General features: G+C 69.9%; 11 protein-coding genes. 7 read left to right on the forward strand and 4 right to left on the reverse strand.

Annotated features, from left to right (window positions below; genetic code table 11):
- Positions 1-9 precede the first annotated feature (9 nt).
- The 4 genes from E1161_RS19595 to E1161_RS19610 all read left to right on the forward strand — a co-directional run bounded on the left by E1161_RS19595 (position 10) and on the right by E1161_RS19610 (position 7,168).
- A complete protein-coding gene (locus E1161_RS19595) occupies positions 10-468 on the forward strand; it encodes a hypothetical protein (protein ID WP_132625379.1) in 459 nt (152 codons plus the stop codon).
- A 39-nt stretch (positions 469-507) separates the two neighbouring features.
- Positions 508-2,766, forward strand: coding sequence for an ATP-dependent DNA helicase RecG (gene recG / locus E1161_RS19600; protein WP_132625381.1), 2,259 nt, complete (start codon positions 508-510; stop codon positions 2,764-2,766).
- A 343-nt stretch (positions 2,767-3,109) separates the two neighbouring features.
- Positions 3,110-6,487, forward strand: coding sequence for a pyruvate carboxylase (locus tag E1161_RS19605; RefSeq protein ID WP_132625383.1), 3,378 nt, complete (start codon positions 3,110-3,112; stop codon positions 6,485-6,487).
- Positions 6,488-6,646: 159 nt separating this feature from the next.
- Positions 6,647-7,168, forward strand: a complete 522-nt coding sequence (locus E1161_RS19610; protein WP_132625385.1) for a hypothetical protein — start codon at positions 6,647-6,649, stop codon at positions 7,166-7,168.
- Here E1161_RS19610 and E1161_RS19615 read toward each other — a convergent pair.
- Together E1161_RS19615 and araD are read right to left on the reverse strand one after the other, a co-directional pair.
- A complete protein-coding gene (locus E1161_RS19615; protein ID WP_132625387.1) occupies positions 7,162-8,064 on the reverse strand; it encodes a dihydrodipicolinate synthase family protein in 903 nt (300 codons plus the stop codon). The genes E1161_RS19610 and E1161_RS19615 overlap by 7 nt on opposite strands.
- 17 nt (positions 8,065-8,081) lie before the next feature.
- Positions 8,082-9,812, reverse strand: a complete 1,731-nt coding sequence (gene araD, locus E1161_RS19620; RefSeq protein WP_132625389.1) for an L-arabinonate dehydratase — start codon at positions 9,810-9,812, stop codon at positions 8,082-8,084.
- A gap of 132 nt (positions 9,813-9,944) precedes the next feature.
- On the opposite strand from araD, the gene E1161_RS19625 reads away from it, so the two are divergent.
- A complete protein-coding gene (locus tag E1161_RS19625; RefSeq protein WP_132625391.1) occupies positions 9,945-10,688 on the forward strand; it encodes a ribonuclease activity regulator RraA in 744 nt (247 codons plus the stop codon).
- 38 nt (positions 10,689-10,726) lie between these two features.
- Positions 10,727-11,794, forward strand: a complete 1,068-nt coding sequence (locus tag E1161_RS19630; RefSeq protein WP_132625393.1) for an Ldh family oxidoreductase — start codon at positions 10,727-10,729, stop codon at positions 11,792-11,794.
- On the opposite strand, the gene E1161_RS19635 is transcribed toward E1161_RS19630, so the two are convergent.
- Positions 11,783-13,336: a thiamine pyrophosphate-dependent enzyme gene (locus E1161_RS19635; protein WP_132625395.1), complete on the reverse strand. Its 1,554-nt coding sequence runs from the start codon at positions 13,334-13,336 to the stop codon at positions 11,783-11,785. The two genes, E1161_RS19630 and E1161_RS19635, sit on opposite strands and share 12 nt — an antisense overlap.
- A 119-nt stretch (positions 13,337-13,455) precedes the next feature.
- Here E1161_RS19635 and E1161_RS19640 point away from each other — a divergent pair, with 119 nt between their 5' ends.
- On the forward strand, positions 13,456-14,148 hold the full coding sequence (locus E1161_RS19640; protein WP_235875159.1) for a GntR family transcriptional regulator: 693 nt from the start codon (positions 13,456-13,458) through the stop codon (positions 14,146-14,148).
- A 70-nt stretch (positions 14,149-14,218) separates the two neighbouring features.
- Here E1161_RS19640 and E1161_RS19645 read toward each other — a convergent pair whose 3' ends face one another.
- On the reverse strand, positions 14,219-15,553 hold the full coding sequence (locus E1161_RS19645) for an MFS transporter (RefSeq protein ID WP_165939876.1): 1,335 nt from the start codon (positions 15,551-15,553) through the stop codon (positions 14,219-14,221).
- Between the last annotated feature and the right edge of the window lie 133 nt (positions 15,554-15,686).

A 15,686-nucleotide genomic window follows, 5' to 3' on the forward strand; every position in this document is an offset into this window, starting at 1 on the left:
GAGACAGCAGTGCGAATCCGGAGCCGGTACGTGTGGTTGATCGCCGGCTGGACGCTGTCCGTGGCCGTGCTGATGATCGCCGTGCCGCTGCTGGTGGGCGCGAGGCTGCCCGAACCCATCGCCGTGGAGTGGACCTCCACCGGATCACCCGAGAGTTCGAGCTCGCTGCGCGATTTCCTGGTCGGCAAGCTGGTGTGGTGGCTGGTGGTCGCCGCGGTGTGGAGCGCGTTGGTGCTGCGCGGGGTGTTGCGCGAGCGCGCCACCGCGCTGGCCGCGGCCGTGATGGCGGTGTTCGGCTGGGTGATGCTGGGGACCGTCGTGCTGACCACGATCGCCAACCTGGACGCGCCGGACTTCCGCGACGCCACCGAACTGTCCGGCGAGGGCTGGCTGGTGCTCGGCGCGCTTCCCGTGGCGTGGGCCGGCTGGCGGGTCGGCGGCCGGGAAACCGTCGGTGCCGCCGAGTAGCTCGCGGTGCCAACTGAGTACGCAGGCGGAGGACTTGCAGTGACCACATTGGACGCGAAGCTCGACCGGTTGTTGGGTGCCAAGACCGGCAAGGCGCTCGAGTCTGCGCTCGGCCTGGTCACCGTCGGCGATCTGCTGCGGCACTACCCCCGCCGCTACGCCGAGCGCGGTGAGCTGACCGCGATCGCCGGTCTGGAGCTCGGCGAGCACGCGACCGTTCTGGCCAAGGTCGAGCGGGTCACCAAGCGCACCATGAAGTCCCGCCGCGGCACGATCGTCGAGGCCCGCATCACCGACGGGCACCGGTCTCTGTCGTGCACGTTCTTCAACCAGGCGTGGCGAGAGCGGGAGCTGATCCCCGGCAAGCGCGGCATGTTCGCGGGCAAGGTCACCGCGTTCCGCGAGCAGCTCCAGCTCGCGCACCCCGAATACCAGCTCTTCGACCCGGAGGCCACCGACGTCGGCGCCGTCGCCGAGGAGTTCGCGAGCGCGCTGCTGCCGGTCTACCCGTCGGCGCAGGGGCTGCCGTCGTGGTCGATCGCGCGCTGCGTGAAGCAGGTGCTGGACGTGTGGGACGGGACCGACGACCCGCTGCCGACCGAGCTGCGCGAGCGCCTGGGCATGTCGGTGCTGGAGGACGCGCTGCGCAAGATCCACCTGCCGCAGAACTTCGGCGAGGTCGCGGCAGCGCAGGAACGGCTCAAGTGGGACGAGGCGCTGGCCGTGCAGCTCACGCTGGCGCAGCGGCGCAGCAACGCGAAATCGCACCCGGCGCCGGTCTGCGAGCGCCGCGACGACGGGGTGCGGGTGGCCTTCGACGAGCGGATGCCGTTCGAGCTGACCAGGGGTCAGCGAGAGATCGGCGAGCAGATCGCCACCGACCTCGGCACCGAGCACCCGATGAACCGCCTGGTCCAGGGCGAGGTGGGCAGCGGCAAGACGGTGGTCGCGCTGCGCGCGATGCTGCAGGTGGTCGACGCCGGGCGGCAGGCGGCGATGCTCGCGCCCACCGAGGTGCTGGCCGCGCAGCACGCGCGTTCGCTGCGGGAACTGCTCGGCGACCTGGCCATGGCCGGGGAGCTGGGCGGGGCGGAGAACGCGACGCGGGTGACGCTGCTGACCGGTTCGCTCAACACCGCGCAGCGGCGCGGAGCGCTGCTGGAGGCGGCCTCCGGTGAGGCGGGGATCGTCGTCGGCACGCACGCGTTGATCCAGGACGAGGTGTCCTTCGCCGATCTCGGGTTGGTCGTGGTCGATGAGCAGCACCGCTTCGGCGTTGAGCAGCGCGATGCCCTGCGCGCCCGTGCGGGTGAGGAGACCGCGCCGCACGTGCTGGTGATGACGGCGACGCCGATCCCGCGCACGGTGGCGATGACGGTCTACGGAGATCTGGAGACCTCGGCGCTGCGCGAACTACCGCAGGGCCGTTCCCCGATCAGCACCAGCGTGGTGCCGGTGGCGGAGAAGCCCGCTTGGCTGGACCGGGCGTGGGCGCGGGTCCACGAGGAGGTCGCCGCCGGGCACCAGGTGTACGTGGTGTGCCCGCGCATCGGTGACGACGAGGAGACCTCGGGCAAGGGCAAGGGCAAGGGCAAGGGCAAGAAGTCCAAGAGGTCCGAGGAGCCCACTGTGGACGACGGCGACGGCGAGGAGCCGCCGCCGGACGACGGTGGTGAGCAGCGGCGTCCGCCGGTCGCGGTGATCGACGTGGCCGAGCAGTTGGCGGCCGGGCCGCTGTCCGGTCTGCGGCTGGGGATCTTGCACGGCAGGCTGGCCGCCGACGACAAGGACGCGGTGATGCGCGCCTTCGCCGCGGGCGAGCTGGACGTGCTGGTGGCGACCACGGTGATCGAGGTGGGCGTCAACGTTCCCAACGCGACCGTCATGGTGATCATGGACGCGGACCGGTTCGGCGTGTCGCAGCTGCACCAGCTGCGCGGCCGGGTCGGCCGGGGCAGCGCACCGGGGTTGTGCCTGCTGGTCACCGAGGCCATGGGCGGCACCACGACGCGTGAGCGGCTGGACGCGGTCGCCTCCACCACCGACGGTTTCGAGCTGGCGCGGCTGGACCTGGAGCTGCGCAGGGAGGGCGACGTCCTGGGTGCGGCGCAGTCGGGCCGCAAGTCCGGGTTGAAGATGCTCTCGTTGTTGCGCGACGAGGACGTGATCGCTCAGGCGCGCGAGGAGGCGGACCGCTTCGTCGCCGCCGATCCCGCTCTGCGGGAGCACCCGGGGTTGGCGCGGATGGTGGCCGAGGTCGTCGATGAAGAGCGCGCGGAGTACCTCGAGAAGTCGTGATCGTCTTCCGGGTGGGGTGTGGATTTCCCGGATGTTGGGCACATCTGGTCTGAACCGACCGGACAAGAGCGACGATCGGCACGGGCGGTCCGGGCCCGAACCACCCACTGCCGTCGCCCAGATGGCCGTGAGGTGACCTCCAGCCTTCGAATAGACGATCGAAAGTTCCGCGACAGGAAAGAAGTCATGATTTTCTTTCCGCTACAGCTTGTGCGCGGCAAGCGTTTGGGCTGGTCATGAGGGGTGCCGAGGTCTTCGTCACCTGACAGGTTCTCCCGCTGGGGGGAATTTTCGCGGTAGTGTCACTCACACCGACCGACACCTGTTATCCGAGGGAGCCGGCATGTTCCGCAAGGTGCTCGTCGCCAACCGCGGCGAGATCGCGATTCGCGCTTTTCGCGCCTCCTACGAGCTGGGAGCGGGGACCGTCGCGGTCTTCCCGCACGAAGACCGCAACTCGCTGCACCGCCTGAAAGCCGATGAGTCGTACGAGATCGGCGAACCCGGCCACCCGGTCCGGGCCTACCTGTCCGTCGACGAGATCATCAAGGCCGCGCGCCAGGCGGGGGCCGACGCGGTCTACCCCGGCTACGGCTTCCTCTCGGAGAATCCCGAGCTGGCCAGGGCGTGCCACGAAGCAGGCATCACGTTCGTGGGCCCGCGCCAGCAGATCCTGGAGATGACCGGCAACAAGGCCACCGCCGTGGCCGCCGCGCGCGAGGCAGGCGTTCCGGTGCTGGACTCCTCGGCGCCGTCCCGGGACATCGACGAACTGATGGCCGCCTCCGAGCAGATGACCTTCCCGGTCTTCGTCAAGGCCGTCGCCGGTGGTGGCGGACGCGGCATGCGCCGCGTCGACGACCCCTCCGGGCTGCGCGAGGCGCTCGAAGCCGCCATGCGCGAAGCCGAGTCCGCCTTCGGCGACCCGACGGTGTTCCTGGAGCAGGCCGTGGTCAACCCGCGGCACATCGAGGTCCAGATCCTCGCCGACAGCCATGGCAACGTCGTGCACCTCTTCGAGCGCGACTGCTCGGTGCAGCGGCGACACCAGAAGGTCATCGAGATCGCCCCGGCCCCGAACCTCGACCCACAGCTGCGGGAGCGGATCTGCGCTGACGCGGTCGCCTTCGCCCGCAAGATCGGCTACGTCAACGCCGGAACCGTCGAATTCCTCGTCGACGAGCGCGGCAACCACGTCTTCATCGAGATGAACCCGCGCATCCAGGTCGAGCACACGGTCACCGAAGAGGTCACCGACGCCGACCTGGTCCAGTCGCAGCTGCGCATCGCCGGTGGCGAGTCGCTGGAGGACCTGGGCATGACCCAGGACAAGATCCAGCTGCGCGGCGCCGCCCTGCAGTGCCGCATCACCACCGAGGACCCGGCCAACGGGTTCCGCCCCGACACCGGCATGATCAGCGCCTACCGATCGCCGGGCGGCGCGGGCATCCGCCTCGACGGCGGCACCGCCTTCGCCGGTACCAGCATCAGCGCGCACTTCGACTCGATGCTGGTCAAGCTGTCCTGCCGGGGACGCGACTTCCAGACCGCGGTCGGCCGCGCCCGCCGCGCCCTCGCCGAGTTCCGGATCCGCGGTGTCTCCACGAACATCCCGTTCCTGCAGGCGGTGCTCGACGACGACGACTTCGCCGAAGGCCGCGTCACGACCTCGTTCATCGACGAGCGCCCGCAGCTGCTCACCGCCCGGCACTCCGCAGACCGCGGCACCCGGCTGCTCAACTACCTCGCCGACGTCACCGTCAACCGGCCCAACGGGGAGCGCCCGAGCGCGGCCGACCCGAGCTTCAAGCTCCCCGAGGTCGACCTGACGGCCACACCGCTGCCCGGCTCGAAGCAGAAGCTCACCGAGCTCGGCCCGGAGGGCTTCGCGCGCTGGATGCGCGAGGCCAACAACGTCGGCGTCACCGACACCACGTTCCGCGACGCCCACCAGTCGCTGCTGGCCACCCGGGTGCGCAGCAAGGACCTGCTGGCCGTCGCGCCGCACGTGGCGCGGATGACGCCGGACCTGCTGTCGGTGGAGTGCTGGGGCGGCGCCACCTACGACGTCGCGCTGCGGTTCCTCGCCGAGGACCCGTGGGAGCGGCTGGCCAAGCTCCGCGAGGCCATCCCCAACATCTGCCTGCAGATGCTGCTGCGCGGCCGCAACACCGTCGGCTACACGCCGTACCCGACGGAGGTGACCGAGCACTTCGTGCAGGAGGCCACCGACACCGGCATCGACATCTTCCGGATCTTCGACGCGCTCAACGACGTCGAGCAGATGCGCCCGGCCATCGAAGCCGTGCGCAACACCGGGAAGTCCGTCGCCGAGGTCGCGCTGTGCTACACCGCTGATCTGTCCAATCCGGACGAGAAGCTGTACACACTGGACTACTACCTGCGGCTCGCCGAGCAGATCGTCGAGGCGGGCGCGCACGTGCTGGCCATCAAGGACATGGCGGGACTGCTGCGCGCACCGGCGGCGACGACGCTGGTCTCCGCGCTGCGCAAGGAGTTCGGCCTTCCGGTTCACCTGCACACCCACGACACCGCGGGTGGTCAGCTGGCGACCTACATGGCCGCCATCCAGTCCGGTGTGGACGCCGTGGACGCGGCGACCGCGTCGATGGCCGGTACCACTTCGCAGCCCGCGCTGTCGTCGCTGGTCGCCGCGACCGACTACACCGAACGCACCACCGGCCTGGACCTGCAGGCCGTGTGCGACCTGGAGCCCTACTGGGAGTCGGTCCGCAAGATCTACCAGCCCTTCGAGGCGGGCCTGGCCTCGCCGACCGGCCGCGTCTACTCCCACGAGATCCCCGGCGGTCAGCTGTCCAACCTGCGCACCCAGGCGGTCGCGCTCGGTCTCGGCGACAAGTTCGAGGAGATCGAGGCCATGTACGCCGCGGCCGACCGGATCCTCGGCCGGCTGGTCAAGGTCACCCCGTCCTCCAAGGTCGTCGGTGACCTCGCCCTGCACCTGGTGGGTGCGGGCGTCGACCCGGCCGACTTCGAGGCCGAGCCGCGCAAGTTCGACATCCCCGAGTCGGTGATCGGCTTCCTGCAGGGCGAACTGGGCGACCCGCCGGCCGGCTGGCCGGAGCCGTTCCGCACCCGCGCGCTGGAAGGCCGCACCACCACCCGCAAGATCGCCGAACTGTCCACCGAAGATCGCAACGGGCTTGTCGAGGACCGGCGCAACACGCTCAACCGGTTGATGTTCGCCAAGCCCACCAAGGAGTTCCAGGACCACCGCGACGCCTACGGCGACACCTCGCTGTTGCGCAGCAAGGACTTCTTCTACGGCCTCAAACCGGGGGAGGAGTACTCGGTGGACCTGGAACCCGGCGTGCGGCTGCTCATCGGGTTGGAGGCGATCAGCGAACCCGACGAGCGCGGCATGCGCACCGTGATGGCGGTGCTCAACGGGCAGCTGCGACCCATCCAGGTGCGCGACCGCTCGGTGGCCAGCGACCTGCCGGTCGCGGAGAAGGCCGATCGCTCCAACCCGGGCCACGTCCCCGCGCCGTTCGCCGGCGTGGTCACCCTCGCGGTCGCCGAAGGTGACGCCGTCGAGTCGGGCCAAACGGTCGCGACGATCGAGGCGATGAAGATGGAGGCCGCCATCACCGCCCCGCAGAGCGGCCAGGTCAAGCGCCTCGCCATCGGCGCGGTGCAGCAGGTCGAGGGTGGAGACCTCATCATCGAACTCGGCTGACCCAGCAACGCCTGACCCCTGGAACGGGCCGCCCTTCTCCGGAGGGCGGCCCGTTCTTCATCCGATGCGGTGAATACGTGGCCAACTGGCAACAGGAGCGCCGCGGGCGTCCGTGTTTCCGGTAGCCAGTGAGCCGCAACCGAAGACTTGGGGGTCGTCATGCGGAAATGGTTCTCGTCGAGCGCGTGGGTGCTCGTGGCCGCGGGATTGGTCGCGGGGAGCGGTGTGGCCACCGCCGACGTGCAGCAGGTCGACTGGCACAACGCCGAATTCGAGGTCCCGCAGGTGGGATCTTGCCCGCGGCAGGTGGTCTCGTTCACCGACGGAGCCGGTGAGGCCGGAGACCGGGTCTACCGCTTCACCCCGGACAAGCCGATCGGCTACGCCGACGTCACCGGCGAAGGGCTCGAGGACGCCCTGATGCTGATCGAGTGCGGGCCTCGGGACTCCGAGTACTCCCGGGCGCTGATCGGCATGACCACGGACCCGGGCGGCACCGTGCCGCGCACGTTGGGAACCGTCGTCAGCCCGCCCGTGTGGACCCAGGTGCCGGAGGAGTTCCAGGTGTTCCACCACGACATCGCCGTGTGGATCAACGACTTCGACACCGGCCAGGGCCACACCGAGCACTACCGATGGGCCTCCTCGGCCCAGGCGTTCGTCCGCATCGACGGTCAGTAACCGGCCTCCGACCAGGACGCCAGGACGCCGGTGACCTGTTCGCGCTGCTGCGAGGACAGGCCACCGGCCGGTGGCCGCACCCCTGCGCCGCACAGCCCCTGCTGGGCCAGGGCCTCCTTGACCACCGCGACGTTGCAGGCGGTCGCGTCCTCGGCCCGCATCTTCTCGAACGGGGCGATCAGCGACCACAACCGCAGGATCTCGGCCTGGTCGCCGCTGCGCAGGGCCGCTAGGTAGTCCAGCGAGAGCCTCGGCGCGACGTTGACCCCGCCCGAGGTGAAACCGGCCGCGCCCAGTGGCCAGAACGACGGCGCCCACCGCTCGGCGAGCCCGCAGGACCATGCCACCCGGTCGGTGCCGAGCGCGGTGCAGATCTCGCCGAAGCGCAGCGGATCGGCGACCGCGTACTTGATGCCGACCACGTTGGGGCACGCGTCGAACAGCGAGCCCAGCGCCTCGGCGTCGATGCGGGAATCCTTGACGTAGAGCACGAAACCGAGGCCTGGCGCGGACCGAGCGATCAGCCGGTTGTAGGCCGCCCACCCGGCCACCGACTGGTGCGGGTGGACCGGCTGGTGCAGCATCGCCAGCGGCGCACCGAGCTGCTGCACCGCGACCGCCATGTCCTGGGCGGTGGCGATGTCGTAGCCGATGCCGGGCATCACCACCGAGTCGCCTGCGGCGGCCATCGTGACCTCGTTGGCCCGCTGCCACTCCTGGCGGGACAGCGCGTAGAACTCGCTGGTGTTGCCGTTGGGCGTGATCACGTGGACCCCTGCCGCACCCATCCGCGCCACGATCGCCTCGTAGCCGGACCAGTCGGGTGAGCCCGTGCCGTCGAACGGGGTCACGGTGATCGCGGTGACCCCGCGCAGCGCATCGACGCTGGTGGACATCCTCGCCTCCGCTCGCGTCAGTGGATCGCCGGTTCGGGCGCGCCGCCGGTGCCTTCGAGGAAGTCGAAGTCGCAGCCCTTGTCGGCCTGGGTGATGTGCTGGGCGAACAACTTGCCGTAGCCGCGCGAGAAGACCGGCTCCGGCGGCGTCCACTCGGTGCGCCTGCGCTCCAGCTCCTCGGCGTCGACGTGCAGGTCGAGCCGACGTCCGGGCACGTCGAGCTCGACGACGTCGCCGTCGCGCACCAGTGCCAGCGGCCCGCCCGCGACCGACTCCGGCGCCACGTGCAAGACGCAGGTGCCGTAGCTGGTGCCGCTCATCCGCGCGTCGGAGACCCGGACCATGTCCGATACTCCTCGCCGCAGCAGCTTCTTCGGGATCGGCAGCATGCCCCACTCCGGCATGCCCGGCCCGCCCAGCGGACCGGCGCCGCGCAGGATCAGCACCGAGCTCTCGTCGACGTCGAGGTCTTCGGCGTCGATGCGGGCCTCCATGTCGTCGTAGGAGTCGAACACGATCGCCCTGCCCCGGTGCCGCAGCAGTTCCGGGCTGGCCGCGCTGGTCTTGATGACGCAGCCGTCGGGCGCCAGCGAACCGCGCAGCACCGCCAGCCCGCCCTGTTCGGTCAGCGGGTCGTCGCGGCGGCGGATCACGTCGGTGTCGTGGATCTCGGCGCCTTCGAGGTTCTCGCCGAGCGTGCGGCCGTTGACGGTGATCGTGTCGCGGTGCAGCAGCTCGCCGAGCTCGGCCATCAGCCCGCGCAGCCCGCCCGCGTCGTAGAAGTCCTCCATCAGGTACTCGCCGGAGGGCCGGATGTTGGCCAGCGCTGGGACTGCGCGGGACCAGTCGTCGAAGACCTCCAGCGGCAGGTCGACCTCGGCACGACCGGCCATCGCCACCAGGTGGATCACCGCGTTGGTGGAGCCGCCCATCGCCATCACCACCGCGATGGCGTTCTCGAACGCCTCCCGGGTCAAGATCTCCCGCGGCGTGACGTCCTCCCAGACGAGGTCGACGATCCGGCGTCCGGTGGCAACCGCCAGCTGCGGGTGGTGGGAGAACGCGGCGGGGACCGAGGAACCGCCGGTCAGCGTCAGCCCCAGCGCCTCGGCGGCAGCGGTCATCGTCGAGGCGGTGCCCATCGTCATGCAGTGGCCGGGTGAACGGGCGATGCCGTCCTCGATCTCGCCCCACTCCTGCTCGCCGAGGGTGCCCGCGCGGCGCTGCGCCCAGTACTTCCAGGTGTCCGAGCCGCTGCCGAGCGTCACGCCCTTCCAGCGGCCCTTGAGCATCGGGCCGGCGGGCAGGAAGATCGAGGGCACGTCGACGCTGGTCGCGCCCATGATCAAGCCCGGTGTGGTCTTGTCGCAGCCGCCCATCAGGACGCAGCCGTCGATGGGGTAGGAGCGCAGCAGCTCCTCGGTCTCCATCGCGAGCATGTTCCGGTAGAGCATCGTGGTCGGCTTCTGGAACGGCTCGGACAGCGACATCGCCGGCAGCTCCAGCGGGAAGCCCCCCGCCTGGTGAACGCCCCGCTTGACGGTCTCGGCGCGCTCCCGGAAGTGCGTGTGGCACGGGTTGATGTCGCTCCAGGTGTTGACGATGCCGATCACCGGCTTGCCCGAGCAGTCCTCGGCGTCGAAACCCATCTGCTTGGCGCGGGACTTGTGCCCGAACGAGCGCATGGTGTCCACGCCGAACCAGCGGTGACTGCGCAGCTGCTCGGCGGTGAGCCTGGGACGGGTCATGCCGCGAGCCCCCTTCCGGTGTCTGGAACTTCGTCGTTCGCGTGACTTGACTGGTCGATGTCGTCGAGCGGTCCGGATGTTGCGGCTGCGGTATATGATATCTCAGAGATCCGACGATGCGAAGGGTCGAAGATGGTGGACACCTCGGTCAAGACTCCCGATCCGCTGCCGGAGGGCGTCCTGCTGGCGCTGCGCCGCGCCAGCACGGCGACCATCACCACGCAGCTGCTCTCGCGCGGTCTGCGCAACCAGTTCATGCAGGGCCTGCGGGCGCTGAACCCGGCGCAGGTGAACATGGTCGGCGTCGCGTTCACCCTGCGCTACATCCCGGCGCGGGAGGACGTCGACGTGCTGTCGGTGTTCCAGGACTACGACCACCCGCAGCGCAAAGCCGTCGAATCCGTGGGCCGTGGCGAGGTGCTGGTCATCGACTCGCGCGGGCAGCAGCGAGCCGCCTCGCTCGGCCACATCCTGGCGACCCGGCTGCTGCACCGCGGTTGCGCGGGCGTGGTGACCGACGGCTCGGTGCGCGACTCGGACGGCTTCGCGACGCTGGAGATGCCGACGTTCGCGATGAACCCGTCCGCCAACACCAACCTGATCCAGCACCACGCGGTGGACATGCAGGTGCCCATCGGCTGCGGCGAGGTCGCGGTCTACCCGGGAGACGTGCTCGTCGGCGACTCCGACGGCGTCGTGTGCCTCCCACGTCACTTGGCTGAGGAGGTCGCCGAAGCCGCTGCGGCGCAGGAGCACCTCGAAGCGTTCGTCCTCTCCAAAGTGGAATCAGGTCGTCCGCTGCGCGGCACGTACCCGCCGGACGAGGCCACCCGCGCCGAGTACGAGGCGTGGGCCGCCGAAAACCCCCTGTTGTGAACCTCTTGCGGTCGGACGCAGGTGCGAGGAGGAACGAGGTGCGGGTTTCCGCCGAGGCAGTGCGCACGCTGATCATCGACGTCCTCGCCGCGTGGGGCATGGACCGCGACCTGGCCGAGATCACCGCCGAGGTGATGGTCGAGACGGACCTGGCGGGCATCGACTCGCACGGCGTGTCGATGCTCATGACCTACGAGCAGTTCCGCGCCGAGGGCAGGATCGACCTGCGCGCCAGGCCTGCGGTGGTGCGCGAGAACGCCGCATCGGCGCTGGTCGACGCCCACAGCGGCATCGGGCATCCGGCGGGGGAGTTCGCCATGCGGATGGCCATCGACAAGGCGAAGGCCGGCACGGTCGGCGTGGTCTCGGTGGTCAACTCGCACCACTTCGGCGCGGCGGGTCACTACGCCGAGATGGCCGCGCGGCAGGGGCTGGTCGGACTGGTCACCAGCTCGGCGAACCTGCCCGCCTCGCCGCCGACGGGATCGGTGGTGCCGATGCTGGCCACCAACCCGATCGCCTTCGCAGCGCCCGCCCGGCGCAATCCCCACTTCCTGCTCGACATCGCCACCACCACGGCCGCCGTCAACAAGGTCAAGGTCTACGACTTCCACGGCGAACCCCTCCCGGAAGGCTGGGTGGTCGACGACGCCGCCCGCCCGGTGACCGACGCGCACCGGGCTCTCGGCATCCTCCGCAACGACGACGTCGGCGGGCTGACACCGCTCGGTGGAACACCGGAAATGGGTTCGCACAAGGGCTACGGGCTGAGCGTGATGGCCCACGTCCTGGCCGCCACGCTGTGCGGTGGCGCGTTCCCGGCGAGCCGGAAACGCGAGGACCCCCACAACATCGGGCACTTCTTCCTCGCTCTCGACCCGAGCGGGTTCCGCCCACCAGGCGAGTTCGAAGACGACCTCGACGATGCCATCGACCGGCTCCACGCGACACCACCGCTGAACCCGGACGAACGCGTCCTGGTGGCGGGAGATCCGCAGGCCGCCTCACGGGAAGTGCGTCGTCGGGAGGGGATTCCGATGCCGGACACCCTCGTCGAGCAGCTGTGCGGTGTCGCCGAACGCGCTGGAGTCGAGTTAGCTCTCTAAGAAGTCCGCCAGTCGTGCGTCGGCGGTGAGCACGTCGGGATCGATGCGCACGTCCAGCACGCACGGCCGGTCCTCGGCCAGCGCGCTCCGGATCGCTGGTTCCAGCTGTTCGCGCGTGTCGACGGTGTGCCCGGCGGCGCCGAGACTTCGTGCCCAACCAGCGAAGTCCACCGCGCCGATGTTCACCGCGGACATCGGGCGGTTGCTCTTGACCTGGTGCAGCGCGATCGTGCCGTACAAGCCGTTCTGGAACACCACCACGACCACGTGTGCCCTGTGCCGCACGGCCGTCTCGATCTCCTGGCCGGTCATCAGCGCGCCGCCGTCGCCGACCATCGCGAGCACGGTGCGCTCCGGCGCGACGAGCTTCGCCGCCACCGCCGAGGGGACCGCGTAGCCCATCGCCCCGTTGCACGGGCCGAGCTGCGTGCGCGGTTCGGTGAAACCCCAGTAGCGGTGCGCGAATCCGGAGAAGTTGCCCGCATCGTTGGTGACCACCGCGTCGCGCGGAGCGAGTCGCCGCAGTTCTCGCACCACCTCGGTCGGGTGCGGGGCGGAGCTGGCGTCGAGCTCCGGTGGGGTCATGAACTCGCGCACCGCCTCGTGGGCGGTCGACCAGTCACGTCGTCGACCCGGGGTCCTCGCGCGCAACTCGGCGAGCGCCGATGGCGGCAGCCGCAGGTGGTCCTGCTCGGGCAGCGGGAACCTGAACCCCTGGCTGGTCACCTCGTCGAGCCGCATGCCCACCGACAACACCACGTCGGCGTTCTCGAGCGCCTTGAGCTGCGCGTCCGGCACCGACAGGCCGAGGTGTCCGGCGAAGTGCGGGTGGTCCTCGGGGAAGGCGTCCTGGCGCCGGAAACCCGTGTACACCGCGAGCCCGAGCTCCTCGGCGGTCGCGACGAGTTCGCGGTGGCTCACGGGATCACGTGCTCCGGTGATCACCACGGGACTGCGCGCGGCAGCGAGCCGTTCGGCCGCAGCGGCGACGTCGGGAACCTCCGCGGGCAGCGGCTCGGGAACCGGCAGCGGGCCGTGGAAGGGCTCGTCCCAGAAGTCACTGGGCACCGCCACCACCGCCGGACCTGGGCGCGGGCCGGTCGCCTGCGCGAACGCCTCGGCGACCACGCCCGGGACCTCGGCGGCGGAGGCGGGCTGCGCTGACCAGTTGGCCAGCGGGGCGAACATCGCCGCGAGGTCGACCTCCTGGAAGCTCTCCCTGCCCAGCTTGCTGGAGGGGACCTGGCCGAGCAGCACCACCATCGGTGTGTGGTCCTGCCGGGCGGTGTGCACGCCGATGGACAGGTTCGTCGCGCCGGGACCTCGACTGGCCATCGCCACGGCGGGGACACCGCGCAGTTTGCCGCACGCTTCGGCCATGAACGCCGCGCCGCTCTCGTGGCGCGTGGAAACCAGCGTCAGCTCCGGGGTTTCGGCGAACGCGTCGAGCAACCCCAGGAACGATTCCCCGGGCACGGTGAAGCCGTGTTCGACTCCCGCGTCGGCGAGCACGCGGGCCACGGCCTGGGCGACTGTACGCATGAGCTCCTCGCAGCTTCCGATCCTTAGGCGTTGGTATATCATACATCAAGCCGGTGGAGAGCTGCGGAATCCGCAGGTCGTCCGGGTGCGTCGGACCACCTTGATATATCATCGGAGGCGTGACACAGCTGGCCAGTGATTCCTCCGGACTGCGCCCCCTCAGCGGGCCCGCCAGCCGCACCGACCTGGTCGCGGACTCCATCCGCAACGCGATCCTGGCCGGTGAGCTGCGGCCAGGCGAGACGCTGGTCGAGCGGCGCCTGTCGGAACTGCTCGGCGTGTCGAAGACGCCCGTGCGCGAAGCCCTGATCGGCATGGCCCACACCGGTCTGGTCACGGTGGTGCCGAACAAGGGCATCACCGTCCGCAAGCTCTCGCTCGAAGACGTCCGCAAGGTCTACGAAGTCCGCAGGCTGCTCGAACCGTGGGCCGCCAAGATGACCACCCGCAGCGGCTCACCCGACGTGGTCCGTCGTGCGCAGGACGCGCTCAACGAGGCCGCCGGGCTGCTCAGCGCGGGCGACAACCACGCGCTGAGCATGGCCAACCGCCGCTTCCACCGGTCGCTGTACTCCGGCTGCGGCAACGCCCTGGTCATCGACCAGCTCGACGACCTGCAGGACCTCACCGCCCTGGGCGTGGTGAACCTGCTGTGGGACCGCTGGCCCACCTGGCGCGAGGAATTCGTCGAGCACGCCGAGATCCTGGCGGCCGTCACCGACGGCAACGCCGACGAAGCCGAACGCCTCGTGAGCAAGCACGTCCAGCAGTCCCTGACCAACCTCGAATCGGCCGAGGAGGCCGACTCCTGAAGGCTTCTCCGAGCGCGCGCGGCGGTGCCGTGAGGGCCGCTCAGGCACCGCCGCGAGGCACGAGTCGTGCTCAGAACATCGGCTTCTGCTCGTCCAAGGGTTTGACCTGCACCACGAAGGCGTAGAAGAACGCGCCCAGCACGCACATCGCCCCGGCGAACACCAGCGGCCACACGTAAGCGAACTGCCCGGTGCCCAGCAGGAAGCCGATCACGATGGGCCCGATGATCCCGCCCAGCTGCGAACCGAAGTTCTGCACGCCGGTCAGCGACGCCACGTTGCGCGGCGTCGGGGCCACGTCCGCCGGGAGCGACAGCAAAGCACCCGTGGACACCGCCGCGCTGCAGTAGGAGGCGGTGAGGAACACCAGCGCCCACGCGGGACTCGGTGCGATCGAGGCCAGCGCGATCGTCGACGCACCGACCATGCCGATCACCAGCGGGATCTTGCGGGCCATCGGCAGCGGGGTTCCGCGGCGCACCAGCCAGTCGGAGAACAACCCGCCCAGCCAGTTCGCCACCATCGCCGCCAGGCCCGGGATCGCGCCGAACAGGCCCAGTTCCAGCAACGAGAAGCCCTGCTGGTTGACCAGGAAGTCCGGGTACCAGGTGATGAAGAAGTAGATGATCACACCGCGGCAGGTGTAGCCGGCCACCAGCGCCCAGGTCGTCGAGTAGCGGAACAGGTCGCGCCACTTCATCGGCTGCTTGCCCGCGTCGCCGAGCTCCTTCTCCTCGGTGCGGCCGCCGCCCTGCTCGATGTAGTCCACCTCGGCCTGGTTGGCCCACTTCTGCTGGCGCGGCGAGCGGTAGATCAGCAACCACGCCACGACCCAGACCAGGCCCAACGCTCCGGTCACCACGAACGAGCCGCGCCAGCCGACGAGCGCGATCAGCAACGTCACCAGCGGGACCGACAGCGCGCTGCCGAACTCCGAGCCGGTGTCGAAGATGGACGACGCGAACGCCCGCTCCTTGCGCGGGAACCACTCCGACACCACCCGGGCGTTGGCCGACTGCACCGGGGCCTCGCCGACGCCCAGCACCAGCCGGCAGCCGATCACCCCGGCGAACCCCCTGGTGAGCGCGGTGGCCGCGGTGCCGATCGACCACCACACGACCGCGATCGCGTAGAGCGCTCGCGGCCCGTAGCGGTCGACGAGCCAGCCTCCCGGGAGCTGGAACAACGCGTAGGTCCAGAAGAACGAAGACAGCATGACGCCCTTGAGCTCGTCGGAGAACTGGAGCTCCTGCTGCATGGAATCGCTTGCGACGCTGAGGTTCGCGCGGTCGATGTAGGCGATGGCGGTGGCCAGGGCGACCAGGACGACCATGAACCACCGGATCTGGGACCGCTTGCCGGTGGACCGCTTCGGGGCCGCAGTGGACATGGCGGGTTCGTGCATGCAACCACCCCGTCGTGACGCATGATATCTCATATCCCACGCTAGGTGAGCTGCGTTGCAGGGTCAACCGGTCTTCGTGGTCAGCGGAGGGCCCGCGAGGAGGAGAGGAGGGCCCGCGAGGAGGAGGCGACCC

The sequence above is a fragment of the Saccharopolyspora aridisoli genome, from assembly GCF_004348445.1.
In the GTDB taxonomy this organism is placed as follows: Bacteria; Actinomycetota; Actinomycetes; order Mycobacteriales; family Pseudonocardiaceae; genus Saccharopolyspora; species Saccharopolyspora aridisoli.